Annotated in this window: 27 protein-coding genes; 21 read left to right on the forward strand and 6 right to left on the reverse strand. The window is 69.0% G+C overall.

The features are described 5' to 3' along the window. Positions 1-46 precede the first annotated feature (46 nt). From ACAM57_RS25375 to ACAM57_RS25400, 6 genes are all read left to right on the forward strand, one after another. Positions 47-1,075 (forward strand): branched-chain amino acid ABC transporter permease, encoded by a 1,029-nt coding sequence (locus tag ACAM57_RS25375; protein ID WP_126023079.1) that lies wholly within the window; start codon positions 47-49, stop codon positions 1,073-1,075. Further along, positions 1,072-2,982, forward strand: a complete 1,911-nt coding sequence (locus ACAM57_RS25380) for an ATP-binding cassette domain-containing protein (protein WP_369659382.1) — start codon at positions 1,072-1,074, stop codon at positions 2,980-2,982. Before ACAM57_RS25375 ends, ACAM57_RS25380 begins: the two co-directional genes overlap by 4 nt. Continuing rightward, positions 2,979-3,710 (forward strand): ABC transporter ATP-binding protein, encoded by a 732-nt coding sequence (locus ACAM57_RS25385; RefSeq protein WP_369659383.1) that lies wholly within the window; start codon positions 2,979-2,981, stop codon positions 3,708-3,710. The genes ACAM57_RS25380 and ACAM57_RS25385 overlap by 4 nt, the downstream gene beginning before the upstream one ends. Positions 3,711-3,863: 153 nt before the next feature. Next, positions 3,864-5,936, forward strand: a complete 2,073-nt coding sequence (gene paaZ / locus ACAM57_RS25390) for a phenylacetic acid degradation bifunctional protein PaaZ (RefSeq protein ID WP_369659384.1) — start codon at positions 3,864-3,866, stop codon at positions 5,934-5,936. 29 nt (positions 5,937-5,965) lie between these two features. Beyond that, positions 5,966-6,724, forward strand: coding sequence for a glucose 1-dehydrogenase (locus ACAM57_RS25395; RefSeq protein WP_184636695.1), 759 nt, complete (start codon positions 5,966-5,968; stop codon positions 6,722-6,724). 29 nt (positions 6,725-6,753) lie between these two features. Then, a complete protein-coding gene (locus tag ACAM57_RS25400) occupies positions 6,754-7,314 on the forward strand; it encodes an isoprenylcysteine carboxylmethyltransferase family protein (protein WP_369659385.1) in 561 nt (186 codons plus the stop codon). 92 nt (positions 7,315-7,406) lie between these two features. Here the strand turns inward: ACAM57_RS25400 and ACAM57_RS25405 are convergent, their stop codons facing one another. Beyond that, positions 7,407-7,733 carry a hypothetical protein gene (locus ACAM57_RS25405; RefSeq protein ID WP_126023074.1) on the reverse strand — a complete coding sequence of 109 codons (327 nt, stop codon included), beginning with the start codon at positions 7,731-7,733 and terminating at the stop codon, positions 7,407-7,409. A 275-nt stretch (positions 7,734-8,008) separates the two neighbouring features. Between ACAM57_RS25405 and ACAM57_RS25410 the strand changes: the two genes are divergently transcribed. The 7 genes from ACAM57_RS25410 to ACAM57_RS25440 all read left to right on the forward strand — a co-directional run bounded on the left by ACAM57_RS25410 (position 8,009) and on the right by ACAM57_RS25440 (position 14,393). Further along, on the forward strand, positions 8,009-8,641 hold the full coding sequence (locus ACAM57_RS25410) for an OmpA family protein (RefSeq protein WP_369659386.1): 633 nt from the start codon (positions 8,009-8,011) through the stop codon (positions 8,639-8,641). 180 nt (positions 8,642-8,821) lie between these two features. Then, positions 8,822-9,274: a hypothetical protein gene (locus tag ACAM57_RS25415; protein WP_184635231.1), complete on the forward strand. Its 453-nt coding sequence runs from the start codon at positions 8,822-8,824 to the stop codon at positions 9,272-9,274. Between the two features lie 168 nt (positions 9,275-9,442). After that, positions 9,443-10,039, forward strand: a complete 597-nt coding sequence (locus ACAM57_RS25420; protein WP_369659387.1) for a phosphatase PAP2 family protein — start codon at positions 9,443-9,445, stop codon at positions 10,037-10,039. Continuing rightward, positions 10,036-11,091 carry a glycosyltransferase family 2 protein gene (locus ACAM57_RS25425; RefSeq protein ID WP_126023071.1) on the forward strand — a complete coding sequence of 352 codons (1,056 nt, stop codon included), beginning with the start codon at positions 10,036-10,038 and terminating at the stop codon, positions 11,089-11,091. The genes ACAM57_RS25420 and ACAM57_RS25425 overlap by 4 nt, the downstream gene beginning before the upstream one ends. Beyond that, on the forward strand, positions 11,088-12,698 hold the full coding sequence (locus ACAM57_RS25430) for an ArnT family glycosyltransferase (RefSeq protein ID WP_369659388.1): 1,611 nt from the start codon (positions 11,088-11,090) through the stop codon (positions 12,696-12,698). Before ACAM57_RS25425 ends, ACAM57_RS25430 begins: the two co-directional genes overlap by 4 nt. Positions 12,699-12,711: 13 nt before the next feature. Continuing rightward, the gene (locus ACAM57_RS25435) at positions 12,712-13,536 is read left to right on the forward strand and encodes a ChbG/HpnK family deacetylase (RefSeq protein WP_369659389.1); all 825 of its coding nucleotides are present in this window, start codon (positions 12,712-12,714) and stop codon (positions 13,534-13,536) included. Between the two features lie 50 nt (positions 13,537-13,586). Continuing rightward, on the forward strand, positions 13,587-14,393 hold the full coding sequence (locus ACAM57_RS25440) for a lysostaphin resistance A-like protein (protein ID WP_369659390.1): 807 nt from the start codon (positions 13,587-13,589) through the stop codon (positions 14,391-14,393). A 17-nt stretch (positions 14,394-14,410) separates the two neighbouring features. Here ACAM57_RS25440 and ACAM57_RS25445 read toward each other — a convergent pair whose 3' ends face one another. Beyond that, positions 14,411-15,019, reverse strand: coding sequence for a flavin reductase family protein (locus tag ACAM57_RS25445; RefSeq protein ID WP_369659391.1), 609 nt, complete (start codon positions 15,017-15,019; stop codon positions 14,411-14,413). Between the two features lie 15 nt (positions 15,020-15,034). Then, on the reverse strand, positions 15,035-16,606 hold the full coding sequence (locus ACAM57_RS25450) for a transporter associated domain-containing protein (protein WP_369662475.1): 1,572 nt from the start codon (positions 16,604-16,606) through the stop codon (positions 15,035-15,037). A 335-nt stretch (positions 16,607-16,941) separates the two neighbouring features. Here ACAM57_RS25450 and fusA point away from each other — a divergent pair, with 335 nt between their 5' ends. The 7 genes from fusA to ACAM57_RS25485 all read left to right on the forward strand — a co-directional run bounded on the left by fusA (position 16,942) and on the right by ACAM57_RS25485 (position 22,771). Continuing rightward, entirely contained in the window at positions 16,942-19,005 is a 2,064-nt protein-coding gene (gene fusA, locus ACAM57_RS25455; RefSeq protein ID WP_369659392.1) for an elongation factor G, read from the forward strand. A 127-nt stretch (positions 19,006-19,132) separates the two neighbouring features. Next, positions 19,133-19,606, forward strand: coding sequence for a hypothetical protein (locus ACAM57_RS25460; protein ID WP_369659393.1), 474 nt, complete (start codon positions 19,133-19,135; stop codon positions 19,604-19,606). A gap of 125 nt (positions 19,607-19,731) precedes the next feature. Beyond that, a complete protein-coding gene (locus tag ACAM57_RS25465; protein ID WP_369659394.1) occupies positions 19,732-20,274 on the forward strand; it encodes a DUF421 domain-containing protein in 543 nt (180 codons plus the stop codon). Positions 20,275-20,285: 11 nt separating this feature from the next. Next, the gene (locus tag ACAM57_RS25470; RefSeq protein WP_369659395.1) at positions 20,286-20,789 is read left to right on the forward strand and encodes a DUF421 domain-containing protein; all 504 of its coding nucleotides are present in this window, start codon (positions 20,286-20,288) and stop codon (positions 20,787-20,789) included. A gap of 142 nt (positions 20,790-20,931) precedes the next feature. Next, positions 20,932-21,204, forward strand: a complete 273-nt coding sequence (locus ACAM57_RS25475) for a hypothetical protein (RefSeq protein ID WP_369659396.1) — start codon at positions 20,932-20,934, stop codon at positions 21,202-21,204. A gap of 26 nt (positions 21,205-21,230) precedes the next feature. After that, positions 21,231-21,866: an isochorismatase family cysteine hydrolase gene (locus tag ACAM57_RS25480; protein WP_369659397.1), complete on the forward strand. Its 636-nt coding sequence runs from the start codon at positions 21,231-21,233 to the stop codon at positions 21,864-21,866. 32 nt (positions 21,867-21,898) lie between these two features. Continuing rightward, entirely contained in the window at positions 21,899-22,771 is an 873-nt protein-coding gene (locus ACAM57_RS25485) for an SDR family oxidoreductase (RefSeq protein ID WP_184635211.1), read from the forward strand. Here the strand turns inward: ACAM57_RS25485 and clsB are convergent. After that, positions 22,764-23,993: a cardiolipin synthase ClsB gene (gene clsB, locus ACAM57_RS25490; RefSeq protein ID WP_369659398.1), complete on the reverse strand. Its 1,230-nt coding sequence runs from the start codon at positions 23,991-23,993 to the stop codon at positions 22,764-22,766. The genes ACAM57_RS25485 and clsB overlap by 8 nt on opposite strands. A gap of 35 nt (positions 23,994-24,028) precedes the next feature. After that, a complete protein-coding gene (locus ACAM57_RS25495) occupies positions 24,029-24,181 on the reverse strand; it encodes a hypothetical protein (protein ID WP_184635207.1) in 153 nt (50 codons plus the stop codon). A 311-nt stretch (positions 24,182-24,492) separates the two neighbouring features. Between ACAM57_RS25495 and ACAM57_RS25500 the strand changes: the two genes are divergently transcribed. Further along, positions 24,493-24,984, forward strand: coding sequence for a hemerythrin domain-containing protein (locus ACAM57_RS25500; RefSeq protein ID WP_369659399.1), 492 nt, complete (start codon positions 24,493-24,495; stop codon positions 24,982-24,984). A 16-nt stretch (positions 24,985-25,000) separates the two neighbouring features. Here ACAM57_RS25500 and ACAM57_RS25505 read toward each other — a convergent pair whose 3' ends face one another. Further along, positions 25,001-26,320 carry an Nramp family divalent metal transporter gene (locus tag ACAM57_RS25505; RefSeq protein WP_369659400.1) on the reverse strand — a complete coding sequence of 440 codons (1,320 nt, stop codon included), beginning with the start codon at positions 26,318-26,320 and terminating at the stop codon, positions 25,001-25,003. Positions 26,321-26,388: the final 68 nt, after the last annotated feature.

Below are 26,388 nucleotides of genomic sequence, written 5' to 3' on the forward strand. Positions count from 1 at the left end.
TCGGTGTTCCTGAATTGAGTCACGGGCGACGCCCGAAGGTTGTTTTATGGATTTGCAGATTGCCCTTTTGCTGGGGCAGGACGGCATCGTGAACGGCGCGGTCTACGGACTGATGGCGCTCGCGCTGGTGCTGGTGTTTTCGGTCACGCGCGTGATCTTCATCCCGCAGGGCGAGTTCGTCGCCTTCGGTGCGCTGTCGATGGCCGCGCTGCAGGGCGGGCGCGCGCCCTCCACGCTGTGGTTGCTGCTGGCGCTTGCCGCCATCGTGCTGGTGGTGGAAGCCTGGCGCTGGAAGCGCGGCGCCACCGTCGACTGGCGCTCGGCGCTGACCTGGTGCGTGGCCTTTCCGGCCATCGCTGCGGTACTGGTGCTCGGCTTCAAGCCTACCTCGCTCGCAATGCAGTCGATCGCCACGCTGGTGCTGATCGCGCCGCTGGGCCCGCTGCTGTACCGCGTCGCCTACCGCCCGCTGGCGGATGCCAGCGTGCTGATGCTGCTGATCGTGTCGGTGGCGCTGCATGGTGTGCTGGTCGGCCTGGGCCTCTTCTTCTTCGGCGCCGAGGGCTCGCGCACCAGCGCGTTCTCTGAAATGCGCTTCGACCTCGGCGGCATTCCGGTCAACGGCCAGTCGCTGGTGGTGGTCGGCGTCACGCTGGTGCTGGTGATCGCGATGTTCTGGTTCTTCGGCCGCTCGATGGTCGGCAAGGCGCTGCGCGCCACCGCCATCAACCGCGTAGGCGCACGGCTGTCGGGCATTCCCACCGAGCTCTCGGGTGACCTGAGCTTCGCGCTGGCGGCAGTCATCGGTGCCATCTCGGGCCTGCTGATCGCACCGATCACTACGGTCTACTACGACACCGGCTTCCTCATCGGCCTGAAGGGCTTCGTGGCCGCCATCGTCGGCGGGCTGGCGAGCTATCCGCTGGCGCTCGCGGGCGCGCTGCTGGTAGGCCTGCTGGAGGCTTTCTCTTCCTTCTGGGCCAGCGCATACAAGGAAGTGCTGGTCTTCACCCTGATCATTCCGGTGCTGCTGTGGCGCTCGCTGAACAGCCATCACGTGGAGGACGAGGAATGAACCCGTCTTCACCGACCACCGCTCCCGCAGCCGCCAGTGCGGCACCCGAGGGCCGCCCGCTGGTGACGCCGCGCGTGCTCACCCTCGTCTTCATCGTCGCGCTCGCGCTGGCCTGGGGCTGGCTGCCCGAGTTCACCGTCAGCGTGCTCAGCAACATCGGCCTGTACGCGCTGGTGGCCGTGGGCCTGGTGCTGCTGACGGGCGTGGGCGGCATGACCTCCTTCGGCCAGGCCGCCTTCGTCGGCATGGGTGCCTACGCCACCGCATGGATCTGCACCTCGCCAACCGCCGCCGGCTGGCTCGGCGGCCTCGCGGGCTCGGCGCTGGTGCCCTGGCTGGGCCTGCTGCTCGGTCTGGCGCTGACCTTCGCGCTGGCCTGGGCGCTCGGCGCGGTCACGCTCAAGCTCTCGGGCCACTATCTGCCGCTGTGCACCATCGCGTGGGGCCTGAGCCTGTACTTCCTGCTGGGCAACATGGAGTTCCTCGGCGGCCAGACCGGCATCACCGGCATTCCGCCGCTGGTGGTGGCGGGCGTGTCCTTCGCCACGCCGCGCATGCTGGGCGTGGTGATCTGGGCGGTGCTGCTGCTGGCGCTGTGGGCCATGCACAACCTGCTCGACTCGCGCGAGGGCCGCGCCATCCGCGCGCTCAAGGGCGGCCGGCTGATGGCCGAGTCGATGGGCGTGGACACTGCGCGCCACCGCATCAAGCTGTTCGTGCTGGCGGCCCTGCTCGCGGCCATCTCTGGCTGGCTCTATGCCCACATGCAGCGCTTCGTGAACCCCACGCCCTTCAACCTGAACATCGGCATCGAGATGCTGTTCATGGCGGTGGTCGGCGGCGCGGGCCACCTCTGGGGCGCGGTACTGGGCGCCACGCTGATCACGCTGCTGAAGGAAAAGCTGCAGGACGTGCTGCCCGCGCTGCTGGGCACCAGCGGCAACTTCGAGGTGGTGGTGTTCGGCCTGCTGATGCTCTTCGTGCTGCAGCGCTTCGCCGATGGCCTGTGGCCCACGCTCGCGCGGCTGTCGCGCCGCTGGGTGCGCGAAGTGCCGCGTGCGGCCGGTGCCGGCCCCGCCGCATCGACCACCGTGCAGCTCGCGCAGCGCGCGGTGCCGGCCGCCGGCACGCTGCTGCTGCAGGCCGACGGCGTGAGCAAGCGCTTCGGCGGCCTGGTGGCCAACAACGACATCTCGATGACGCTGAAAGCCGGCGAGGTGCATGCCCTCATCGGCCCCAACGGCGCCGGCAAGAGCACCTTCTTCAACATGATCTCGGGCGTGGACGATCCGACGACCGGCGAAGTGCGCCTGGTGGGCCAGCCGATGTCGGGCAAGCCCTCGCGCGCCTTCGCATCGCTGGGCCTGGGCCGCACCTTCCAGCACGTGCGGCTGCTCGGCCAGCGCAGCGTGGTCGAGAACGTGGCGCTCGGTGCCCACCTGCGTGCGAAGCGCGGCTGGCTGTCGGCCATGCTGCGCCTGGACCGCGCGGAAGAGGCCGCGCTGATGGCCGAGGCCCGCAGGCAGATCGAACGCTGCGGCCTCGGCGCGCATGCCGACACGCCCGCTGCATCGCTCTCGCTCGGCCAGCAGCGCGTGGTGGAAATCGCCCGCGCGCTCGCCGGCCAGCCTTCGGTGCTGCTGCTCGACGAACCCGCCGCCGGCCTGCGCCACCTGGAGAAGCGCGCCCTCTCGGAACTGCTCGCGCAGCTGCGCGCCGAGGGCCTGGGCATCCTGGTGGTGGAACACGACATGGAGTTCGTGATGAACCTCGCCGACCGCATCACGGTGCTCGAGTTCGGCACCGTCATCGCCACCGGCACGCCCGCCGAAGTGCAGGCCAATCCGCGCGTGCTCGAAGCCTATCTGGGCGGGGCCGACGACGAACTGCTGGAAGACGCACGATGAGCCATCCATTGCTTCAACTCGACGGCTTCTGCGTCGCCTACCGCACCGTGGAAGCGGTGCACAGCGTGCGCCTGCAGGTCAACGAGGGCGAGATCGTCACCGTCATCGGCCCCAACGGCGCCGGCAAGACCACGCTGCTGTGCGCGGCGATGGGCCTGCTGCCTTCCACCGGCCAACTGATGCTGGACGGCGAGCGCGTCTCGCGCCCCAGCGTCGAGACCATGGTGGCGCGCGGCGTCGCGCTGGTGCCCGAGCGGCGCGAGCTGTTCGGCGAGATGTCGGTCGAAGACAACCTGCTGCTCGGCGGCTTCTACCAGTGGCGCAAGGGCAAGCGCGACCAGCGCACGCGCATGGACGAGATCTTCGCCATCTTCCCGCGCCTGAAGGAACGCCGCGCGCAGATGGCATCGACGCTCTCCGGCGGCGAGCGCCAGATGCTGGCCATCGGCCGCGCGCTGATGGCGCGGCCGCGCCTGCTGATGCTCGACGAGCCCTCGCTGGGCCTCGCCCCGCTGGTGGTGCGCGAGGTGCTGCGCGTGGTGTCGCAGCTGCGCAGCCACGGCGTGTCGGTGCTGCTGGTGGAACAGAACGCCCGCGCCGCGCTGCAGGTGGCCGACCGCGCCTATGTGCTGGAAATGGGCGCCGTGGCGCTCGAAGGCAAGGCGCGCGACCTGCTGCATGACCAGCGGATCATCGATACCTATCTGGGCATCGGCAAGAAAGAGTGAGCTGAATTCCTCCCTCCCCCGCTGGGGGAGGGCCGGGGTGGGGGCATGCGGCGGCCGGGAAGGCACTGCGCAGAACCGATGCCGCCTGCCCCCATCCCAACCTTCCCCCAGAGGGGGAAGGAGCAAGACAGACACCGCGAAAGGACACGCACCATGACCACCACCCTCCAAAGCTACATCGCCGGCCGCTGGATCGGCCAGCAGGCCGCGCAGCAGCTGCGCAGCGCCGTCAACGGCAAGCCCGTGGCCGCCACGCACGCCGAGGCCATCGACTTCGCCGAGGCGTTGCAGTACGCGCGCCGCACCGGCATTCCCGCGCTGATGAAGCTCGACTTCCAGCAGCGCGCCGAGCGCCTGAAGGCCCTGGCCAAGTTCCTCGCCGCGAACAAGGAAACGCTGTACGCCATCTCGGCCCACACGGGCGCGACGCGCGCCGACAGCTGGATCGACATCGAAGGCGGCGCCGGCACGCTGAGCGCCTACGCCGGCATCGGCACCAACGAGCTGCCCTCGGGCAACCTGGTGCACGAAGGCCCGGCCTTCCCGCTGGGCAAGAAGGGCGGCTTCGCGGGCACGCACATCCTGGTGCCCCGCGGCGGCGTGGCGGTGCACATCGACGCGTTCAACTTCCCGGTGTGGGGCCTGCTCGAGAAGTTCGCGCCCAGCTTCCTCGCGGGCATGCCCTGCATCGGCAAGCCGGCCACGGCCACCAGCTACCTCACCGAAGCGCTGGTGCGGCTGATCGTGCAGTCGGGCATCCTGCCCGAAGGCGCGCTGCAGCTGGTCATCGGCAGCACGGGCGACCTGCTCGACCGGCTCGAAGGGCCCGACGTGGTCACCTTCACCGGCTCGGCCGACACGGCCGCCAAGCTGCGTGTGCACCCGAACATCGTGCGCCAGTCGATCCCGTTCAACGCCGAGGCCGACTCGCTGAACTGCGCGATCCTCGCGCCCGACGTGACGCCCGACGACGAGGAGTTCGATCTCTTCGTGAAGGAAGTGGCGCGCGAGATGACCATCAAGGCCGGCCAGAAGTGCACGGCCATCCGACGCGCGATCGTGCCGCGCCAGCACCTCGACGCGGTGGCCGAGCGCCTGCGCGCGCGGCTCGCGAAGACGGTCGTGGGCGACCCCTCGCGCGAGGAAGTGCGCATGGGGGCGCTGGCCTCGCGAGACCAGCAGGCCGACGTGGCCGAGCGCGTGGCGACGCTGCTCAAGGGTGCCGAGCTGGTCTACGGCGAGCGCGACGGCTTCTCGCCCGTGGGCGACGGCGTGGGCGAAGGTGCCTTCTTCGCACCCACGCTGCTGCTGAGCCGCAAGCCGCTCGAGCACGACGCAGCGCACGACGTGGAAGCCTTCGGCCCCGTCAGCACGCTGATGCCCTACGACGGCATCGACGAGGCGCTGGCGCTGGCCGCGCGCGGCCGCGGCAGCCTGGTCGGCACGCTGGTCACGCGCGACCCGGCCACCGCCGCCAAGGCGATTCCGGTGGCCGCCGCATGGCACGGCCGCCTGCTGGTGCTGGACCGCGAGGCCGCCGCCGAATCTACCGGCCACGGCTCGCCGCTGCCGCAGCTCAAGCACGGCGGCCCCGGCCGCGCAGGCGGCGGCGAGGAGCTCGGCGGCCTGCGCGCGGTGAAGCACTACCTGCAGCGCACCGCCGTGCAGGGCTCGCCCACCATGCTGGCCGCCATCACCGGCGAGCACGTGCGCGGCGCTGCCGTGCGCGAGAGCGAGGTGCATCCCTTCCGCCGCTACTTCGAGGACCTGCGCGTCGGCGATTCGCTGCTCACGCACCGCCGCACCGTGAGCGAGGCCGACATCGTGGCCTTCGGCGGCATCTCGGGCGACTACTTCTACATGCACTTCGACGAGGTGGCGGCCAAGGAATCGCCCTTCGGCAAGCGCATCGCGCACGGCTACTTCGTGCTGTCGGCGGCCGCGGGCCTGTTCGTGTCGCCCGCGCCGGGGCCGGTGCTGGCCAACTACGGCCTGGACACGCTGCGCTTCACCAAGCCCGTGGCCATCGGCGACACCATCCGCGCGCGCCTGACCTGCAAGCGCAAGATCGACCGCAACAAGAAGGACGCGAGCGGCCAGGGCCAGGGCGTGGTGGCATGGGACGTTGAAGTGACGAACCAGGACGGCGAGCTGGTCGCCAGCTACGATATCCTGACCCTCGTTTCCAAGAAGCCCGAAGCACCCGCCGCCTCGGCCACCGCCTGATGTCCTCTTCGTCGTCTTCCCAGTCCTCCATGTTCGACCTCACCGGCAAAGTCGCGCTCGTCACGGGCGGCAACGGAGGCATCGGCCTCGGCATGGCGCAGGGGCTGGCCAGGGCCGGCGCCCGCGTCATCGTCGCGGCGCGCAACGCGCAGAAGTCGGCCGCGGCAGTCGAGGCATTGAGGGCGCTGGGCAGCGACAGCTTCGCGCTCGAGGCCGATGTGAGCGATGAGGCCTCGGTGAGCAAGCTCTTCGACGACGCCGCCGCGCGCTGCGGCCGGCTCGACATCCTGGTCAACAACGCCGGCACCACGGTGCGCAAGCCGGTCGACCAGCTCGCGCTGGACGAGTGGCACAAGGTGATGGACACCAACCTCACCAGCGCCTTCCTGTGCAGCCGCGCCGCGCATCCGCACCTGAAGGCCGCGGGCGGCGGCAAGATCATCAACATCGGCTCGATGATGTCGATCTTCGGCGCGCCCTACGCCCCGGCCTATGCGGCGAGCAAGGCGGGCATCGTGCAGCTCACCAAGTCGACGGCGCTCTCCTGGGCGGCGGACAACATCCAGGTCAACGCGATCCTGCCGGGCTGGTTCGAGACCGAGCTGACCGACGGCGCGCGCAGCCAGATTCCCGGCCTGTACGAGCGCGTCAAGGTCCGTGCCGCCGCCGGCCGCTGGGGCCAGCCGGGCGACATCGCCGGCACCGCAGTGTTCCTGGCGAGCGCCGCGTCGGACTACGTGACGGGAACCGCAATTCCCGTTGACGGCGGCTTCTCCATTTCGGGCTGAAGCCCGCGGGCCGTGTAAATTCGCCGGCCATGCTCTTCTGGATCCAGATCTTCCTCCTCGTCGCCGGCACGGCCGCGCTGCTGTACGTGTCGCGCGGCCCGCTGAGCCAGCCGGGCTCGCACGGCTTCTACCGCTTCTTCGCGTGGGAATGCATGCTGGTGCTGATCGTGCTGAACCTGCCCGTGTGGCATGACGATCCGTTCTCGGCCAGGCAGATCATTTCCTCGCTCTTCTTCGTGCTGTCGATCTGGCTGCCGATCCACGCGGTGCGGCTGCTCAAGGCGCAGGGCAAGCCCAGCGACGCGCGCAACGACGATCCCGCCCTGTACGGTTTCGAGAAGACATCGGCCATCGTCAGCAGCGGCGCCTTCCGCTACATCCGCCACCCCATGTACACCGCGCTGATGCTGCTGGCCTGGGGCGCCTTCCTCAAGCAGTTCACCTGGCTCACGCTGGCACTGGTGCTCGCGGCCACGTTGCTGCTGTTCATGACCGCCCTGCGCGACGAGCAGGAATGCATCGCGCACTTCGGCGACGACTACCGCGCGTACATGCGCGGCACGCGGCGCTTCATACCGTTCGTGTTCTAGGACCTGCCGCCCCGCTGTAGAGGGCGCAAGGCCTTCCGCTGTGCCAAGGAGAAAGCGCCCCATCAGGGGCGCTTTTCACGTGGCCTCGATGCTCAGCAAGCCTTGCCGTGGGCGGCGTGCGCGCCCTTGGCCTTCGCATCGGCTTCCGACATGTACGAGCCGCGCTTGGTCTTGCCGAAGTACTTGTCGTTGGCGCAGTGATAGACCTTGCCGTTGACCCACACCTGGCCGGCGGCGGGTACCGCCGCGGGAGCGGCGGCGGCAGGTGCTGCGGCGGGCTTGGTCGCTGCCGGGGCAGGCGCGGCGGCAGCGGGCGATGTGGCTGCAGGGGCGGTCGTCGCGGGAGCGGATGGCTGTTGAGCAAAGGCGGAGACGGCAAGGACGGAACTGGCCGCCAGCAGGAAAAGGGTCTTCTTCAAGATCGCTCCTTGTGGATCGCACGAAAGCACGTGCATGCAGCGACCAACGCCCGCGCTGCAATGCAGTTGACGAATGTTCACCCCGATGTGTGACGAGCCGTACGGCGCGAGACCTATTTCACGACGGCATTAAAGAGATGAGGCTTCGCGGCCTCCGCGAGGCCAACGCTGTCGGCCGGAGTGAGCGTGCATGAGTTGTTCCCTTCGGATCGAGCGCCGACGCGGCAGACCGCGGAGTCGCCGATCCGGATCAGAAACATCGCAAAGGGAAGAACATGAAAATCACAATGACCTCGCTCGCCATCGTCGCGGCGCTCCTCGCAGGCTGCGCATCCGAGCAAGCAACCCATACGGCCGTCGGCACCGGTGCCGGCGCGGCGGTAGGCGCGGGTGTGGGAAACCTCATCGGCCGCGACAGGAAGAGCACAGCCATCGGCGCGGCAGTCGGCGCCGCCGTTGGCGCAGGTGTCGGCTACAACTGGACCACCATCCGCAACAAGCTCAGCAGCCAGACCGCCGACACCGGCACGCAGATCATCGATCAGCCCGACGGCTCGCTGAAGCTCAACATCCCCAGCCAGGTGACCTTCGACACCGACAGCGCCACCATCAAGCCATCTTTCCGCAATGTCCTCGACGGCGTGGCCCAGACGATCGCGCAGGAGCCCAACATCAACGCACGCGTCGTCGGCCACACGGACAGCACCGGCAATGCCGAGCACAACATGGCGCTGTCGCAGCGCCGCGCGCAGAGCGTGGGTGCCTACCTGGTCGACCATGGCGTGAAGAGCGCGCGCCTCACGACCGAAGGACGAGGCCAGACCCAGCCCGTGACGAGCAACGCCACCGAGGACGGGCGCACGCAGAACCGCCGCGTCGAGATCTACCTGAAGCCCGTCTCGCAGTAGGCGAGACAGTAAGCCCCGGCCGCTGCCTGCCGGAGGCAGCCCTGCCCGGGCAGGGCCGCCGGCACAGGGTCGACGGCCCCTCCACCCCAGAAACCCTTCACACGCGCGTCATCTTCAACCTTGCGGGATGCTGACCCGCACGATCAGGTTCGGTTCACACGAGCCTCCTAGCATTCGCGCATGCTGCTGCTCGCGCGCGTTCGCCGTTTCGTCGAGGCACACCACAAGGCGTGGTGCGTCGCGGGCATGCTGCTGATTTTTCTGCAGCCCTTCATCGCGGCCCACTTCCGCTGCGACGGGCTGGAAGACGAGCCGATGCTGCGCGTGCGCAGCGCCAGCGACACCACCCAATTCGAGGCCGACGACCGCGCGGACCATCCGTCCGACCGCGAGACCACGCTGTTCGCCCAGGCCGCCGCGAGCATCGACCACCCCGATGCATTCGACCTCGCGCTGGGCATGCTGATGGCGATGGTGCTCGCGATGCTGCCGCTGGCACTGGCCGCCGCGCGGCTCGCCGTTCCCATCGCGCGCGAAGCGCCCGAACACGTGCCGCCGCACGGCGGCGCGCCACCTCCGGCGCAACCCTGGCGTCGACTGCCGCCTACCGTCGCCCCACCTTCCGTCACTTGAGACACGGCGCCTCGCGCGTCGGGTGGTCCGCTGCGCCTCGCAGCGGGCTTTCTCTTCCCTGTCGAAAGGTCCGACCATGTCAAGTTTCTCCTGCTGCGCCCGTGGCGCCGCGTGGCTTCGTTCGCCCGCCGTTTTCCAGTTCCCGACCACGCCCATGAAGGTGGCGTCATGAACGCACTGAACATCACGCTTTTCCAGTGGCTCACCGCCGGCAGCCAGCCCACGCCGTGGGTGCTGTCCTTCGCATCAGCCTTCGCGCTCTGGGGCAGCTGGCTGTGCGCGGGCGTGCTCGTCTTCGCGCTGTGGCGGCATCGCGCCGAACGCGCCTATCTGTTCATCGTCGCGGCCTTCTCCGGCCTCGCATCGATGGCTTCCCACGCGATCGCGCTGGCGCTGAACACGCCCCGCCCGTTCGTCCTCGGGCTTGCTCCTGCCTACATCGAGCACGCCGGCCGCGGCTCGCTGCCCAGCACGCACGCGACCGTGATGTTCATGGTGGCGCTGGCCTTACTGCTGCGCCCCGGCCTGCGCAGGCTGGGCGTGCCGCTGCTGGCGCTGGCGGCGGTCACGGGCTGGGCGCGCGTCTACGTGGGCGTGCATTTCCCGATCGACATCGTCGCCGGCATGCTGCTCGGGGGCGCCATCGCCGGCCTGCTCGCGCTCGCGCAGTTGCTGGTGCACCGCTTCGTTTCTTTTCCGGCGTCGCCCGTTGGCCGCACTCGCGACGACACGCCAGCGGCCGCTTCTTTCTGGAGGCATCCATGATTTCATCGACCGACAACAGCCGGCACTCGCGCGCCCCGATCCGGCTGCAACAGGCCGACGATGCTCCCGCGACGCGCGCGGCCGTCGCGTTCGCGCCGCCGGACGAAGCGCGCAGCATCTCCTGCGTCATCCCCTGCTTCAACGAGGGGCCGAACCTGCGGCGCCTGCTGCCGCTGCTGGAGGACATCCTCTGGGCCACGCGCCTGCGCTGGGAGATCATCGTGGTGGACGACGGCAGCACCGACGACACCGTGGCCGTTGCCGAGGCATGGTGCGAGCTCTCGGGCTTTCGCTGCATCTCGCTGTCGCGCAACTTCGGCAAGGAAGCCGCGCTCACCGCGGGCCTCGCCGCCGCCACGGGCGACGCGGTGGTGCTGCTCGACGGCGACCTGCAGCATTCGCCGGAACTCATCCACACCATGATCGCGCAGTGGGTGGCCGGCGCCGAGGTGGTGTACGCGGTGCGCGAGCAGCGCAGCGACGAAAGCCGCTTCAAGCAGCTCGGCAGCAGGCTCTTCTACAGCCTGGTCAACGCGTCCGACCGCTTCGCCGTGCCCAGGGACGCGGGCGACTTCCGCCTGATGGACCGCAAGGTGGTCGACGCGCTCATGAGCCTGCCCGAGCGCAGCCGCTTCATGAAGGGCCTGTATGCCTGGGTGGGCTTCCGCGCCGTGGCGCTGCCCTACACGCCCGCGCCGCGCGCGGAAGGCGCCAGCAGCTTCAACACGCGGCGGCTGGTGGGGCTGGCCATCGACGGGCTGACCGCCTTCACCACCTGGCCGCTGCGGGTGGTCAGCGTGGTGGGGCTGATGCTGGCGGTGCCGGCCTTCGCCTACGGCGCCTTCGTGGCGGTCGACTACCTGCTGTTCGGCAACTCGGTCTCGGGCTGGACCACCATCGTCGCGAGCCTGATGTTCTTCATCGGCATCCAGATGATCTCCACCGGCATCGTGGGCGAGTACATCGCGCGCATCTACGAGGAGGTGAAGGGAAGGCCGCTCTACGTGGTGCGCCGAGAGCGCGGCACGGGGCTGGAGACCGGGCGGACATGAAACGGGCCGCTCCCGCATGGTGGACCTCCCCCCGACCGCTATGGATCATCGTCGCCCTCTTCGCCTGGCTGCTGGCCACCGCATGGATGCGCCCGCTGATGGCGCCCGACGAGGGCCGCTACGGCGGCGTCGCGCTCGCCATGCTTCGCTCGGGCGACTGGCTGGTGCCTCGGCTCGACGGGCTGCCCTTCTTCCACAAGCCGCCGCTCTTCTACTGGATAAGCGCGGCGGCCATGTCGGTCACCGGCCCGGTGGAATGGGCCGCGCGGCTGCCGTCCGTCCTGGGCGGCGCAGTGGCCGCGGCGGCGCTCTTCCTCTTCCTGCGACGCTGGTCGACGGCGCGGCTGGCGCTGCTGTCCACGGCGGTGCTGGCGACCACGCCCTTCTTCTTCCTCGGCGCGCAGTTCGCCAACCTCGACATGCTGGTGGCGGGCTGCATCTCGGCCACGGTGCTGCTGGCGGCCGGCGCGGCGCTGGCCCGGGAGCGCGAGGAACCGTGGCGAGCGCTGCTGGCCGGCGCCTGGCTGTTCGCCGCGGCCGGCCTGCTGGCCAAGGGGCTGATCGGCCTGGTGCTGCCCGCGATGGTGATCTTCATCTGGTGCGCAACGACGCGCAGGCTCGCGTCGTTGCGGCTCGCGCTGTGGCTGCCCGGCTGGGCCGTGCTGCTGGCCGTGGCCGGGCCGTGGTTCGTCGCGATGCAGTTGCGGTATCCGGAGTTCTTCGACTACTTCGTCGTCACCCAGCACTTCCGGCGCTTCGCGTCCTCGGGCTTCAACAACGAGCACGGCTTCTGGTTCTATCTGCCGGTGCTGGCGGGCCTGACGCTGCCGTGGTTCGCATGGGTGTTCGTCCCTCGCGGGTCGAACGAGGGAACGAGCGACGACGCGGCACGCCCCCGGCAGCCGGACATCGACCGGCTGATGTGGATCTGGCTCGCGGTGATCGTGGTGTTCTTCTCGCTGCCGCGCTCCAAGCTGGTGGGCTACGTTCTTCCGGCACTCCCGCCGCTGGCGTACCTGATCGCGCAGCGGGTGCTGGCGAGCCGCTCGCTCGAAGCCCTGCTGCCGAAGGTTCGCGCGATGACGCTGGCGGCGGCAACGGTGTGCATCGGCTGCGTGGTCGCGGTCATGGTGTACTCGTCGCCGCCAGGTACGCGCCTGCGCCTGCCGGCTGGGCAAGCGGTGGCACCGGGTGAAAAGGTGCTGATGCTCGACGGCTACCACTACGAGATTCCCTTCTACTGGAACCTGCACGAGCCGGTGCTGGTGGCGGACGACTGGAAGGCGGCGGCCGAGGACATGCGCGACAACTGGCGCAAGGAGATCTTCGACGCCAGCCGCTTCGATCCGGCGCGCGCGGCGCGCACGCTGGTCGACCGAACCGAGCTCGCGGACGTGCTGTGCGTGCCGCACGCCACCTGGGTCGTCGGCTCGAACACGGCGCATCTCGCGAACCCCTGGCTGCACCATGCGCAGTTGGTGGCGGTGAACGACGGGCTGGCGGCATGGCGCTTCAAGGGAAGCGCCACGGGCGATCCGCATTGCCTGGATACCGCCCCATTCCCCGCCGCAGTCCCGGCGGCGCCCCCAGCTCCCGCCCCGCACTAGGGCGCGAACGGCAATGGCTGAATCGCCCCGCTGCCTCTGCATCTGCGCCGACGACTTCGGCATGAGCGCGGGCATCAACTCGGCCGTGCTCGACCTCGCCGAGAAGGGCAAGATCTCCGCCGCCAGCGGCATGGTGCGCCGCGAGGCCTGGCTGGCCGGAGCCAGGCTGCTGCGGCGCCTGGAGCCAGCGGAGTTCGACACCGGCCTGCACCTGGACCTCACGCGGCCCGCGCATGCCGGCGGCCCCGAGCCGGGGCTGGGCGGCCTGCTCGCGCGCACGTACACGCGCACCATCTTCGCGCCGGGCCTGCAGGCCGACATCCGCGACCAGCTCACCCGCTTCGAGGACGCCATGGGCCGCGCCCCCGCCTTCGTGGACGGGCACCGGCACGTGCACCAGTTCCCGGTGGTGCGCGAGCTGCTGGTGGAAGAAATCTCGCGGCGCTATCCCTCCTCGCCGCCCTGGGTCCGCAACACGGCGCCGGGCTGGCGTCATGGGCCCGACAGCCTGAAGGCCCGCGTCATCCACATGCTGGGCGGCGCGCGGCTCGCTGCACTGGCCGCCCGGCGCGGCATTCCCACCAGCAGCCGGCTGCTGGGCGTCTACGACTTCTCGGGCGACATGGAGCGCCACCAGCAGCGTTTGTCCGAATGGCTCTCGGCCTGCTGCACCGGCGACGTGCTCATGTGCCACCCGGCCGCCGGCATCATGCCCGGCGACCCGCATGGCGGCGCGCGGCTGCACGAATACACGGCGCTGCGCGCGCTGGCGCTCGGGGTCGGCCAATACAGCGGGATCGCGCTCGCGCCACTCTCACGGTGCCTGAAACGCGGCTGAACATGCCGCTCGCGTAACATGCGCGCCGTCTCCCTGCCCCGCTTCCGCCCATGCCCTCCCCGAAAAGCGCCGCCTTCCCCTCGGTGGCGCAAGCCGTCCTCCTGTTAGTGGCGCTGTTCCTTTGCGAACTCGTCATCGGCGCGGCGCTGCGCGACGCCAACGGGTGGCTGCGCCTGACCAGCATGCAGATCGGCGTGCTCGCGGCCGTGCTGGGCAACGGCTGCGTGTTCGCGGTGGTGATGCACTTCCAGCAGCTCAGCTACCGCACGCTATTCCACCAGTCGCGCGCCTCCGCCGGGGCAATGCTGATGCTCGTGGTGCCGCCGGTGCTGCTGCTGGTGCCCGCGCTGCTGCTGACGCTCACCTCGGCGCTCAACATCGTGATGCGCATCGCACCGCCTTCCGCGTGGGAAGAAGCGATGTTCAGCCGCATGGCCGACGGCAGTGTGGCGGCCGTGCTCGCGGTGTGCGTGGTGGCACCACTGCTGGAGGAAATGCTTTTCCGCGGCATCGTGCTGCGCGGCTTCCTCACCCGCTATCCGCGATGGCAGGCGATCTTCATCTCGGCGCTCCTCTTCGGCGCGGCGCACATGAACATCTACCAGTTCATCGTCGGCCTCGTCATCGGCACCGTGCTCGGCTGGCTCTATGAACGCACGCGCTCGCTCATTCCGTGCATCGCGCTGCATGCCGCCTACAACACCACCACGCTGCTGCTGGGCGACTGGCTCGATGCGGCCTCGCCCTCGCGGCTGCTGTGGGCCGTGCTGATGGCGCTGGCGGCGGCCGTGTGCGGCGTGCTCGTGCTGCGCGCGATGCTGGTGCCGCGCGCGGCGCGCGACGGCTCCTCGGCCTGAGCTTCTTTGCTCTTTCCCTAGCGGGGCGGCCGCTGCAGCGGCCGCGCATCTACCGCTTCGCCGTCGATGATGAAGTGCCCGCCCGCCACGTGGTGCAGCGTGCGCAATTCGTCGTGCCCCTCGAAATGCCAGCGCCCGTTGGAAAACACGCGCTCGTCGGCCTGCGCGGCGATCACCTCGCCGAGGAACAGGTCGTAGCGCTGCTGGATGGCCGGTTCGGGCAGCAGCCTGCATTCGAGCCAGGCGGCGCAGCCTTCGAGCAGCGGCGCGTCGGTGGCCGTGCCCGCGAAGGTCGAGAGGCCGTAGGCGGCGAACTTGTCATGACCCGACTTCTCGACGATCTCGCGGCCGGAGCTGTTGCCCAGCGTCTCGGTCAGGTCGAGCTGGGCGCGCACCGGCACCTGCAGCGCGAAAGCGCCGGCGCCTTCGAGCAGCTCCCGCGTCCAGGTGCTCTTGTCGAGCACCACTGCCACCTTGGGCGGATCGAAGTCCAGCGGCATGGCCCACGCTGCCGCCATGATGTTGCGCTTGCCGCCATGCGCGGCGCTCACGAGCACGGTGGGGCCGTGGTTCAGCAGGCGATAAGCCTTGTTCAGCGCGACGGGCTGGCGGTGGTTGGCGATCATGGTGGTCGGTGCAGGTCAGGTTCCGGGATCGTCCACCGGCACCCGGCGGACGATGACCGTGCGGATGCGCTGCGCATCGACCTCGGTCACCACGAAATCGTACCCGTCGTGCGTCCAGCGGGCATCGCGCGGGGGCAGTCCGCCGAAGCGCGCCAGCAGCAGACCAGCGACCGAGGTGTAGCTGTCGTCGTCGCCCACGAGGCCGTGGGTCTGCAGTGCCTGCTCCAGCAGGTGCAGGTCGGCGCTGCCGGAGACGGTCCATGCATCGGGTGCGGTCTGCATGATTTCCAGCGTCTCGTCTTCGTCGGGGAACTCGCCGGCGATGGCCTCCAGCACGTCGATGGGCGTCACCACGCCGGTGAGCGTGCCGTGCTCGTCGGCGACCAGCGCGAGCTGGCCGCGCGCGCCGCGCAGCGTGTCGATGAGGCGGATGGCCGTGGTCGATTCGGGCACGTAGATGGGTGCTCGCAGGCCGGCGCTCTCGTCGATCCTGCCGTTGCGCATCAGCTGGCCTAGCAGGTCCTTGGCGCGCGCCACGCCCACCACTTCGTCCAGCGAGCCCCGGCACACGGGGAAGATGCCGTGCGGCGTGTCCAGCAACTGCTCGCGCACCGCGACCGGGTCGTCGTTGAGATCGACCCACGAGATGTCGGTGCGCGGCGTCATCACCGAGCGCACGGTGCGGTCGGCCAGCGAGAGCACGCCGCTCACCATGTTGCGCTCCTCGACGGCGAAGGCGGGCTCTTCCTGCGTCTCGGGCGTCGCGTCGGAGGGACCCGCGCCGGCTGGTACCGGCTCGCCGCGCGCCCTGCCGCCCAGCAACCGCAGCACCGACTCGGCCGTTCGCTCGCGCAGCGGTCTGCGCGCCTCGTGCTTCAGCGCGTTGCGCCGCGCCCACTGGTTCAGCGCCTCGATCATCACGGAGAAGCCGATGGCGCCGTAGAGGTAGCCCTTGGGAATGTGGAAGCCCAGGCCCTCGGCCACGAGGCTCAGGCCGATCATCAGCAGGAAGCTCAGGCACAGCATCACCACCGTCGGATGCGCGTTCACGAAACGTGTGAGCGGCTTGGAGGCCCACAGCATGATGCCGATGGAAATGACGACCGCGGCCATCATCACCGGCAGGTGGTCGACCATGCCCACGGCGGTGATCACCGAGTCGAGCGAGAACACCGCGTCGAGCATCACGATCTGCGTGACCACCAGCGTGAAGCCCGCGTAGACCACCGGGCCGCTGGCCGTGTGCTCCGGAACGCCTTCGAGCCGCTCGTGCAGTTCGGACGTGGCCTTGAACAGCAGGAACAGGCCGCCGCCGAGCAGGATCAGGTCGCGGCCGGAGAAATCCTGGCCCCACAGGGAGAACAGCGGCGTGGTCAGCGTCACCAGCCACGAGACGATGGACAGCAGCCCCAGCCGCATGAAGAGCGCGAGGCTCAGGCCGATGAGCCTTGCCTTGTCGCGCTGGCGCGGCGGCAGCTTCTCCGCGAGGATCGCGATGAAGACGAGGTTGTCGATGCCCAGCACGATCTCCAGGACGACCAGCGTCAGGAGACCGAGCCAGACGGCCGGGTCGGAGAGCAGTTCGATCATGATTGGAGAAAAGAGGCGCGCAAACGGCCGCGTCCCGGAGCGGCGCGGGCCATTCCGGCAACGGGTGACTGGGGAAACTGAATACGCAAGGCGGCTGCGGAAGGATCGGTCGCAGCACCGCGTTGCAGGTTGTTGCTGGCGCAGGCCAGCGGCCTACTGGGAGGCTCGCAGGAGGAGTTCACCCGCGCAGTTTAACGAAGGCCCCCTTCGCGACCCGGCCATTTCCGCTTGCATCGGTACGGTCAATACCGTAGGCTGACCCGGCGTCCGCGCGCAGCACCCGAGCCCAAGCGGGCCGCCGGGCCTGTCTTGCGGGCGTGAAGGAGCCACGCATGCCAAGCCGATCGAACGGCCTCGCGGCCGAAATGGAAGCGGTGCGAACCCTGGCGCTCGTCGGCGCCTCCGCGTCCGGCAAGACCTCCATCGCGGAGGCCCTGCTGCACGAGGCGGGCGCCATCGGGGCACGCGGCAGCGTGGAGCGCGGCACCACCGTCAGCGACCACGACCCGCTCGAGAAGCGGATGCAGCATTCGCTCAATGCAACCCTGATGCACCTGGCGCACGACGGCACGCGCATCCACCTCATCGACACCCCCGGCGGCGCCGACTTCCTGGGCCAGAGCCTGCCCGCGCTGGAAGCGGTGGAAACCGCCGCCATCGTCGTCAATGCAAGCGCCGGCATCGAGCCGATGACGCTGCGCATGATGGACTACGCGGCATCGCGCCACCTCGCGCGCCTGATCGTCGTCAACAGGATCGACGACCCCGGCGCCGACCTCGCCGGCCTGCTGGCGCAGATCCAGGCCGCCTTCGGCCGCGAATGCCTGCCGCTGAACCTGCCGGCAGCTGGCGGCACGCGCGTGATCGACTGCTTCTACAACCGCGAAGGCGAGTCCGACATCGGTTCGGTCGATGCGGCGCACCGCGCGCTGGTCGAGCAGGTCGTCGAAGTCGATGCGGCCTTCGTCGAGCGCTACCTGAACGATGGCGACGTGGACGCCAGCGAGCTGCATGCGCCGCTCGAACAGGCGCTGCGCGAAGGGCACCTGATTCCCGTGTGCTTCATCTCGGCACGCAGCGGCGCGGGCGCGGCCGAGCTGCTCGACATCATCGTCAAGCTTCTGCCCGACCCGAGCGAAGCCAATCCTCCGGACTTCCTGCTCGGCGAAGGCGCCGATGCAAAGCCGATGCAGGCCAGGCCCGATGCTTCGCTGCACGTGCTGGCCCATGTGTTCAAGGTCACGAGCGACCCTTACGTCGGCAAGCTCGGCATCATGCGCGTGCACCAGGGCACCCTGGCGAGCGATAGCCAGCTCTACATCGGAGACGGCCGCAAGCCCTTCAAGGTGGGCCACCTGTTCATGCTCCAGGGCAAGGACCATGTGGAAGTGCCGCGCGCCGTGCCGGGCGACATCGTGGCGGTGGCGAAGGTGGAGGAGATCCAGTTCGACGCCGTGCTGCACGACGCGGCGGAAGACAGCCATGTGCATCTCGCGCCGCTGGAGTTTCCGGTACCCGTGCACGGACTGGCCGTGGAACCCAAGCGCCATGGCGACGAGCAGCGCGCATGGGAGATCCTCGGCAAGCTCGCGGCCGAAGACCCCTGCCTGCGCATCGAGCACGTGGCCGCGACCAACGAGACCGTTCTCTACGGACTCGGCGAACTGCATCTGCGCATGGTGCTGGACCGCCTGCGCGAGGTGTACCGCTTCGAAGTGCAGACCCGTCCGCCGCGCATCGCCTACCGCGAGACCGTGACCGCGCCGGCGGAGGGCCATCACCGCCACAAGAAGCAGACCGGCGGCGCGGGCCAGTTCGGCGAAGTCTTCCTGCGCATCGAGCCGCTCGCGCGCGGCGACGGCTTCGAGTTCGCCGATGAAGTCAGGGGCGGAGCGATTCCGGGCCAGTTCATTCCCGCCGTCGAGAAAGGCGTGCGCGAAGTGCTGGCATGCGGCGCCATCGCCGGCTACCCCGTGGTGGACGTGCGCGTGGTGGTGCACGACGGCAAGCACCACAGCGTGGACAGCAAGGACATCGCGTTTGCCACCGCCGGCCGCAAGGCCTTCATGGCGGCCATCCGCGAGGCCAGGCCAGTGGTGCTGGAGCCGATCGTGCAGATAGAGATCGTGGCGCCCGAGCATGCGGTGGGCGATGTCACGAGCGATCTGTCGTCACGGCGCGGGCTGGTGACCGGTACGTCGACCATCGGAGCCGGTGCCGCCGCAGTCCGGGGGCAGGTGCCGATGGCGGAGCTGGCGAGCTATCAATCGCGGCTCAACGCGATGACCAGCGGACAGGGGCGGTACACGATCGCGCTGTCGCACTACGAGGCCGTGCCGCCGAATGTGCAGCAGGTCTTGATGGCGCAGTACCGAGGGCGGGAAGAAGACCAGTGAGGGGTCAGTGAGGCCGCGCAGCGTGGCCATGTCGCGCCCTGTCGAGCCGCCGCCCTCGATTGGCGTCGAGCGCACAATGAGAATGCCACGCCATCTTTCCTTCCCGACACCACGCGCGACGATGCCCATGCCCGATACCCCTCGCCCTCGCGCCGGTGAAGACACCGACGAAAGACGCCTGATCGCGTTGCCCTTCTCCGTCGCCCAGCCGGATATCGCGGTGCCCGTCGGACATGCAATCGTGCGTCTCTCACGAGTTCAGCTGGAGCAGCTTGCGCAGGCCGCGTCCATTCAGTGGAGCACCGAAGAGGAGCGCTTGGCGCGCATCGATGGCCAACGCGCCCAGGCGCTGCTGAAATCGGCATCGGGCGGCGACGCCGCCCCGGCCCCGCTCGACCCCGACGCCCACCACCTGCTGTCCCGCTTCATCGAGCAAGGCCTGGCCTCCATCTTCTGCGGCACCACGCCCCAGCCGCAGCCCCACGTCACGGTCCGCTACCTCGCAAGCAGGGCCGGCCCCCTCGCAGGCCGGGGCGACATCCTCTTCCACCTGCCCGACGACCCGACGCCATTCCTCGCGGTGAACTGGTGGGTCGCGTGAACGCGCGATAGCGCGGGTGCATCCGGGGCCGGGGTGGCCATCGCCTACAGCCCGCTCATGCGCCTGCCGACACGGCTCCATCAGGGCCGAACCTATGTTGGAGGCTGATCGAGAGGGCAGACAGCATGAGCGAAGTCGCCGAACTTTTCGCGCGCGAGTTTCCCGTGTGGCACATGGTGGTGCGGGGCACGGTCGTGTACTGGGTCCTGCTCCTCGTGTTCCGCTTCGTGCTGCGGCGCGACATCGGCTCGATGGGCGTCGCCGACCTACTCTTCGTGGTGCTGGTCGCCGATGCGTCGAGCAACGCGATGCAGGGCGAATACAAGTCCATCGACGACGGGTTCGTGCTGCTCGCGACGCTCGTCGCCTGGAACTTCGCGCTGGACTGGCTGAGCTTTCACTTCGAGCCCGTAGCGCGTTTCCTGGAGCCGCGCCCCGAGGTCCTCATCCGCAACGGCCGCCTGAACCGGCGGGCGCTCAGGCGCGAGATGATCAGGACCGAAGAACTGCTCGGCAAACTGCGCGAGCAAGGCGTGGCGGATTTCTCGGAGGTGCGCGTCGCGCGGCTGGAGAGCGACGGAACGCTCAGCGTGTTCAAGAAAGAGAAGAAGCAGGCTTGCGACGACAGCCATCAGGCACCCAAGCCCTCCAAGCCTCCGGTGCAATAGCGGCTGCGGTGATGACGACGGCGATGCAGTTCATCGACTGGCTCTTCGGCGAAGGCTCCGAACTCGCTGCGTGGCAGATGGCCGCGCGGGCCCTGGTCGTCTTCTTCCTCGCACTGGCGATGATCCGCGCCTCGGGCCGGCGGTCGTTCGGGCAGCAGAGTCCCTTCGACACCTGCATCACGGTGCTGCTGGGTGCGGTGCTGAGCCGCGCGGTGGTCGGTGCCTCGCCCTTCTGGAGCACCATGGCGGCCGGCGCGGCGCTGGTCGTCACGCACCGGCTGGTCGCGCTCGCGAGCATGCGGTGGCAGGGTTTCGAGGACCTGATCAACGGCCACAAGATCACGCTGGTGCGCGACGGCCGGATGGACGAGAACGAGATGCGCCACGCGCTGGTGTCGCGCAAGGACCTCGACGAGGCCCTGCGCCAGCAGGCCGGCGGCGTGCCCCTGCACGAAGTCGAACGCGCGGTGCTCGAGCGCGACGGCAAGCTGAGCATCGTCAAGCGACGGTCCTGAGCCGCAGCCCATGCCGCTCACGTAAGAAACCACCGACCCGCAGCGGCGGCGATTGCTTCGCTCGCGTGCGCAGCCGCTGCGAACACTGGTGCGCAGGATGACCCCTCTTCATCCCCAATTCATCGCAGGCAAGGAGACCGCAATGAGCAGCAGCACCAGCAGCAACCCCCGCGTCACCGGCACCGGAGACGGCACCCGCCCCACCACCAGCGGCGGCGTGGACAACATCGGCGGCGCGGAGTCCTTCACCGCGCGCAAGACCAAGGCCGGCGAAGACGTCGCGGGCCCCGCGCCGCGCGAACGCATGCAGGACAGGAAAAAGGACGTGGAAGGCACGAAGCACGACGACTCCGCGCCTTTCGGCCTGACCGAGGATCTCACGCCCGAGACCAATCGCGACCCCGGCAAGAGCTGAGCGAGCGACCTTTCCGGCTTGTGCACATGGCCACAGCTCGCCGCCTCAGCGCCAGTTCGTCGCCGCCGCGCGGCGCGCTGGCGGTCGAGGCGGCCAATGGCGGGACCGCCCTTCTCATCGTCGACATGATCAGCTGCTGGGACTTTCCCGACGCCGACAGGCTGCTGCCCGCCGCCGTGGCGGTCGCGCCTGCCATCGCAGCCCTGAAGCGGCGGTGCAAGGCGCGGGACGTGCCGGTGATCTACGCCAACGACAACCGCGGGCGCTGGCGCTCCGACTTCAGCGCGCTGGTCGATCTGTCGATGGCCGATGGCGGCCCCGGCGCAACCGTCACTGCCGGCCTCGCGCCGGACCATGACGACTACTTCGTGCTCAAGCCGCAGCAATCCGCCTTCGTCGCCACGCCACTCGAACAGCTGCTGGGCGTGCTGAAGGCCCGCCGCCTCGTCGTGACCGGCGTGGCCAGCGACCAGTGCGTGCTGAGCACGGCCTCCGACGCGCGCATGCGCGGCTTCGAGGTGGTGCTTCCCAAGGACTGCACGGCCACGCAGACGGCCAGGCGCCACGCGATGCTGCTGGAGCAGTGCGACACGGTCTTCGGCATCGCGACCACCTCCGGCTCGCGCATCCGCCTGCCCGCCGGGCGAGCGCGCAAGCGTTGAGCCCGTTGTTTCAACCCGTTTTGGAGAAAGCCATGACACACCCCATGCAATCCGGCCCGAAGCCACCCTTCGACACACCCCGCCAGGCCCCGCCCGGCCTCGAATCGCGGATGGATCCGCCGCCAGACTTCGGCGAGTCTTCGTACGTCGGCTCCGGCAAGCTCGTCGGGAAGGCGGCGCTCATCACCGGCGGAGACAGTGGCATCGGCCGCGCCGTCGCCCTGGCCTTCGCGCGCGAGGGCGCGGACGTGCTGATCTCCTATCTTGCGGAGGAAGAGCCCGACGCCCGTCGCACCGCCGAACTCATCGAGAAGGAGGGCCGCACCTGCGTTGCCGTGCCCGGCGACATCCGCGAGGAGCCCCATTGCAAGAAGCTGGTGGACACCGCCATGGAGCGCTTCGGCAAGCTCGACGTGCTGGTGAACAACGCGGCCTTCCAGATGGCGCACAAGGACCTGGCCGAGATCACGGCCGAGGAGCTGGACCGCACCTTCCGCACCAACGTCTACGCCAACTTCTTCCTCTGCAAGGCAGCGGCCGCCTGCATGAAGCCGGGCAGCGCCATCATCAGCACCGCATCGGTCAACGCCGACAAGCCCAACGCCACGCTGGTGGCCTACGCGGCGACCAAGGGGGCGATCCAGAACATGTCCGGCGGCATGGCGCAGCTGCTGGCCGAGAAGGGCATCCGCGTGAACTGCGTGGCGCCCGGCCCGTTCTGGACGCCGCTGATCCCTTCGACCCTCCCGCCCGACAAGGTGAAGAACTTCGGCATGCAGACACCGATGAAGCGGCCCGGCCAGCCGGCGGAGCTGCAGGCGGTGTACGTGCTGCTCGCCTCCGACCAGGCGAGCTACATCTCGGGAGCCACGGTGGCGGTGACCGGGGGCGTGCCCTTCATCTGAGTGGCGGGGCCGGCTGGCGCGCGCCGCCATCGCTGCCCGCCAGTACCTGCAGTTTCTGCCGCCTGCCCGGCAGCACCTCCAGTTTCTGCCGCCTGCCCGGCAGCCAGGTGCCGATGCGCGACACCCAGCGCAGCACGTGGAAGACGATGAAGCTGCCCAGCGGCGGCCATCGGTTCCATGCGGACAGCTTCTCGCGCTGCACGATCTCGCATTCGGTCTCCAGCGCCGCCAGGTGCCTGGCCACCTGTGAATTGAACGCGCGGCTCACGATGACCACGTTGGCCTCCATGTTGAGCGTGAGGCTCAGCGGATCGAGGTTGCTGGAGCCCACGGTGCTCCATGCGTCGTCCACGATGGCTACCTTGCCGTGCAGCGGGCGCGCGCAGTATTCATGCACCTCCACGCCCGCGCCCAGCAGGTGGCCGTAAAGCAGCTGGGTCGCGAAGCGCACCGATTTCATGTCGGGCATGCCCTGCAGGAACAGCTTCACCTCCACGCCACGCGCGGCGGCCCGGCACAGGTCGCGGAACAGGCGATAGCCCGGAAAGAAATAGGCATTGGCGATGACGATGCGGGCGCGCGCGGTGCGGATGGCCTGGCGGTAGATCTTCTCGATGCTGTCGGGCGAGGCCTTGTTGTCCCTTCGCGCGAACAGCACCGCGGCCTTGCCGGCGGCCGGCGGCGGTGCCTCGATATCCTGGGGAACGCGGGTGTCTCCCGCGGTGTGCTGCATGAAACTGCGTATGCGCCCGACGATGGGCCCGCGCAGTTCCACCGCGTAGTCCTGCTTGGCCAGCTCGCCGAAGTCCAGCAATTGGTCGGCGCAGAAATTGATGCCGCCCACGAAGGCCACTGTGTCGTCGACCACCACGAGCTTGCGATGCATGCGCCGCAGCAGGTTGAGCTGCTGGCCGAAGAGCGACCGCCCCGGATCGAACACGTGCACTTCCACACCCGCCTGCGTCAGCCGCGCGAGAAAGCGCCCCGAGAGCCGGGGCGAGCCGAATCCGTCGATGGTGAGCACCGTGCGCACGCCGCGGGCTGCGCACTCGCGCAGCGCGTCGCTCAGCGCTAGGCCGACCTTGTCCTCCTCGAGGATGAAGGTTTCGAGCAGCACCCACTGGCGAGCCTGCGCGATGGCATCGAAGACGCGCGGGAAGAATTCGTCGCCGTTCTCCAGCAGGCGCGCCGCGTTGCCGTGGGTCCAGTCCTCGCGCGTCACTTGCCGAGGCCTTGCTGACTGTTCGTGCCGGTGGCTCAGCCGTGGCGCTTGAAGTACTGCACTTCGCGCTCGTGCTGCTGCGCCGCCTCGCGCGAATCGAAGGTGCCGAGGTTGCGCCGCTTGCCAGTCTTCGGGTCGACCTTGCGGGCGTAGAGGCGGTACTGGCCGGATGCGAGCTTGCGGATCATGGGAGCGTCCTTTCGCCGAAGCACCTGACCTCGCGGGCACCGCGCCCGCGACCCGGATCGGTGCGCCGTCGATGCACGCTAGCGCGCCCACCGGGCCTCTCTGTCAGGCCATGCACTACGTGGGGGTGGGATTTCGCTGGCGATGCCGGCTTTCGAACACCGGTGTTGCAGCTTGTTGCGCGCAGAGAAAAGCGCCGCCAGGGGCGTACGACGCTCTCCTACGCGAAGCGGGCGAGCCGCGGTCCATCTTGCGGCTTCACCTTCTTTTCTTCTTTGTGTTCCCTTTTCATCAACCCACCATGGAGCCCACGATGTCAACGACCCGCCGTGCAACCCCCGACGCCTGCAGCCTCCTCGATACCGACCACAAGAACGTGAAGAAGCTCTTCACGGCGTACGACGAACTCGCCCACTCCCGCTCCCAGAGCGCACCCGGGAAGAAGCGCGATCTGGCGATGCAGATCTGCATGGAGCTGCAGGTGCACACGCAGATCGAGGAAGAAATCTTCTACCCCGCCCTGCGCGAAGCCATCAGCGAGACCGACCTGCTCGACGAGGCCGAGGTTGAGCACGCCAGCGCCAAGGAGCTGATCGCGCAGATCCAGGACGCCACCGAGATCGACGAGAAGTTCGACGCCAAGGTGAAGGTGCTCGGCGAATACATCGACCACCACGTGAAGGAAGAGCGCAACGAGATCTTCGTGAAGGCGCGCGCGACGCGCGGGCTCGACCTCGTCGCCATGCGCGAGCAGCTTGCGCAGCGCAAGGAAGAGCTGATGGCCGAGATGGAGGTGATGGCCTGACCGGGGCCGGGCCCGCTCAGGACCACGCGGCAGCGAGCGTCGCCATGGCGGCCACCAGCATCACGCCGGTGGCCGCCCATCCCACGATCTTCAGGCGGCGCGCAATCACCAGTTCGCCCATCACCGCGCGGCTCGACGCGGCCAGCATCACGCCGATCATGATCGGCACCGAGGCCAGCGCGTTGATGATGGCGGCATAGACCAGCGCAGTCATCGGGCTGATGCCCGAGAGGCCGATGGCCAGCCCGATCAGCATCGCAGCCGCAAGAATGGCGTAGAACGCCGGGGCCTTGCCCGGCGCATGGTCCAGGCCCTTGCGAACGCCCAGCAGGCTCGCCAGCGCATACGCGGCCGAGCCGGCGAGCACGGGCAACGCAAGCAGCCCGGTTCCCACGATGCCCATGCCGAACAGGACGAAAGCCGCCTCGCCCGCCACCGGCTTGAGCGCCTGCGCTGCTTGCGCAGTCGTCTCGATGGAAGTCTGGCCGTGCGCATGCAGGGTGGCCGCCGTCGCGATGATCATGAAGAAGGCGATGGCATTGGAGAAGCCCATGCCCACCCAGGTGTCGATCTTCAGGCGGCGCAGTTGGCCCGGCGCCTGCGCGGGGGCGTGCCGCAGGGCCTGGTCCTGCGGCACGCGCTTGATCTCCTCCACCTCCTGCGAGGCCTGCCAGAAGAACAGGTAAGGGCTGATGGTGGTGCCGAGGATCGCGACCCAGGTGGTGATGAAGTCCTTGTTCCACTGCAGGTGCGGCAGCAGAGCGCCCTTGGCTGCGGCCGCCCAGTCGACGTGGGCGGCGAAGGCCACCGCCACGTACGAGAGCAACGAGAGCGTGAGCCACTTCAGCACCCGCACGTAGCGTTCGTAGGGCAGCCAGATCTGCAGCGCCAGCGACACCACGCCGAAGCCGATTGCATAGGCTGCCTTGGAGCCCCCCGCCACCAGCGCGGAAACATCGGCCATCGCGTTCAGGTCGGCACCCAGGTTGATCACGTTGGCAACCACCAGCGAACCCACCAGCAGCCACACCACCCAGCGCGGCCACAGCCGCAGGAAGGCCTCCGTCAGCCCATGGCCGCTGACCCGGCCGATACGCGCGCTGGCGAGCTGTATGCCGACCATCAGCGGATAGGTCAGCAGCAGCGTCCAGCCCATGTCGTAGCCGAACTTCGAGCCGGCCTGGGAGTAGGTGGCGATGCCGCTGGGGTCGTCGTCGGCCGCGCCCGTGATGAGGCCCGGGCCGAGCTTGGAGAGCCAGCCCTCCTTGCGCCCGGGTGGTTCCGCCTGCCCCCGCTCTCCTCCCGCGTCCGGTCCCGCCGCTTCCATCTGAGTCATCGCGTGCTCCTTGCCGGGTGCTCTGGCTGCCGGCCCGGTCAATCTGGACGAGGCACCGGTGCCGGGGT

Origin of the sequence: Variovorax sp. V15 (genome assembly GCF_041154425.1) — a bacterium.
Lineage (GTDB): Bacteria > Pseudomonadota > Gammaproteobacteria > Burkholderiales > Burkholderiaceae_C > Variovorax > Variovorax guangxiensis.

Excerpts from the sequence above, each read along its gene's own strand:
- ACAM57_RS25375 (WP_126023079.1), top strand. The coding sequence starts at position 47 with ATGGATTTGCAGATTGCCCTTTTGCTGGGGCAGGACGGCATCGTGAAC.
- ACAM57_RS25380 (WP_369659382.1), top strand. The coding sequence starts at position 1,072 with ATGAACCCGTCTTCACCGACCACCGCTCCCGCAGCCGCCAGTGCGGCA.
- ACAM57_RS25385 (WP_369659383.1), top strand. The coding sequence starts at position 2,979 with ATGAGCCATCCATTGCTTCAACTCGACGGCTTCTGCGTCGCCTACCGC.
- paaZ (WP_369659384.1), top strand. The coding sequence starts at position 3,864 with ATGACCACCACCCTCCAAAGCTACATCGCCGGCCGCTGGATCGGCCAG.
- ACAM57_RS25395 (WP_184636695.1), top strand. The coding sequence starts at position 5,966 with ATGTTCGACCTCACCGGCAAAGTCGCGCTCGTCACGGGCGGCAACGGA.
- ACAM57_RS25400 (WP_369659385.1), top strand. The coding sequence starts at position 6,754 with ATGCTCTTCTGGATCCAGATCTTCCTCCTCGTCGCCGGCACGGCCGCG.
- ACAM57_RS25410 (WP_369659386.1), top strand. The coding sequence starts at position 8,009 with ATGAAAATCACAATGACCTCGCTCGCCATCGTCGCGGCGCTCCTCGCA.
- ACAM57_RS25415 (WP_184635231.1), top strand. The coding sequence starts at position 8,822 with ATGCTGCTGCTCGCGCGCGTTCGCCGTTTCGTCGAGGCACACCACAAG.
- ACAM57_RS25420 (WP_369659387.1), top strand. The coding sequence starts at position 9,443 with ATGAACGCACTGAACATCACGCTTTTCCAGTGGCTCACCGCCGGCAGC.
- ACAM57_RS25425 (WP_126023071.1), top strand. The coding sequence starts at position 10,036 with ATGATTTCATCGACCGACAACAGCCGGCACTCGCGCGCCCCGATCCGG.
- ACAM57_RS25430 (WP_369659388.1), top strand. The coding sequence starts at position 11,088 with ATGAAACGGGCCGCTCCCGCATGGTGGACCTCCCCCCGACCGCTATGG.
- ACAM57_RS25435 (WP_369659389.1), top strand. The coding sequence starts at position 12,712 with ATGGCTGAATCGCCCCGCTGCCTCTGCATCTGCGCCGACGACTTCGGC.
- ACAM57_RS25440 (WP_369659390.1), top strand. The coding sequence starts at position 13,587 with ATGCCCTCCCCGAAAAGCGCCGCCTTCCCCTCGGTGGCGCAAGCCGTC.
- ACAM57_RS25445 (WP_369659391.1), bottom strand. The coding sequence starts at position 15,019 with ATGATCGCCAACCACCGCCAGCCCGTCGCGCTGAACAAGGCTTATCGC.
- fusA (WP_369659392.1), top strand. The coding sequence starts at position 16,942 with ATGCCAAGCCGATCGAACGGCCTCGCGGCCGAAATGGAAGCGGTGCGA.
- ACAM57_RS25460 (WP_369659393.1), top strand. The coding sequence starts at position 19,133 with ATGCCCGATACCCCTCGCCCTCGCGCCGGTGAAGACACCGACGAAAGA.
- ACAM57_RS25465 (WP_369659394.1), top strand. The coding sequence starts at position 19,732 with ATGAGCGAAGTCGCCGAACTTTTCGCGCGCGAGTTTCCCGTGTGGCAC.
- ACAM57_RS25470 (WP_369659395.1), top strand. The coding sequence starts at position 20,286 with ATGACGACGGCGATGCAGTTCATCGACTGGCTCTTCGGCGAAGGCTCC.
- ACAM57_RS25475 (WP_369659396.1), top strand. The coding sequence starts at position 20,932 with ATGAGCAGCAGCACCAGCAGCAACCCCCGCGTCACCGGCACCGGAGAC.
- ACAM57_RS25480 (WP_369659397.1), top strand. The coding sequence starts at position 21,231 with ATGGCCACAGCTCGCCGCCTCAGCGCCAGTTCGTCGCCGCCGCGCGGC.
- ACAM57_RS25485 (WP_184635211.1), top strand. The coding sequence starts at position 21,899 with ATGACACACCCCATGCAATCCGGCCCGAAGCCACCCTTCGACACACCC.
- ACAM57_RS25495 (WP_184635207.1), bottom strand. The coding sequence starts at position 24,181 with ATGATCCGCAAGCTCGCATCCGGCCAGTACCGCCTCTACGCCCGCAAG.
- ACAM57_RS25500 (WP_369659399.1), top strand. The coding sequence starts at position 24,493 with ATGTCAACGACCCGCCGTGCAACCCCCGACGCCTGCAGCCTCCTCGAT.
- ACAM57_RS25505 (WP_369659400.1), bottom strand. The coding sequence starts at position 26,320 with ATGACTCAGATGGAAGCGGCGGGACCGGACGCGGGAGGAGAGCGGGGG.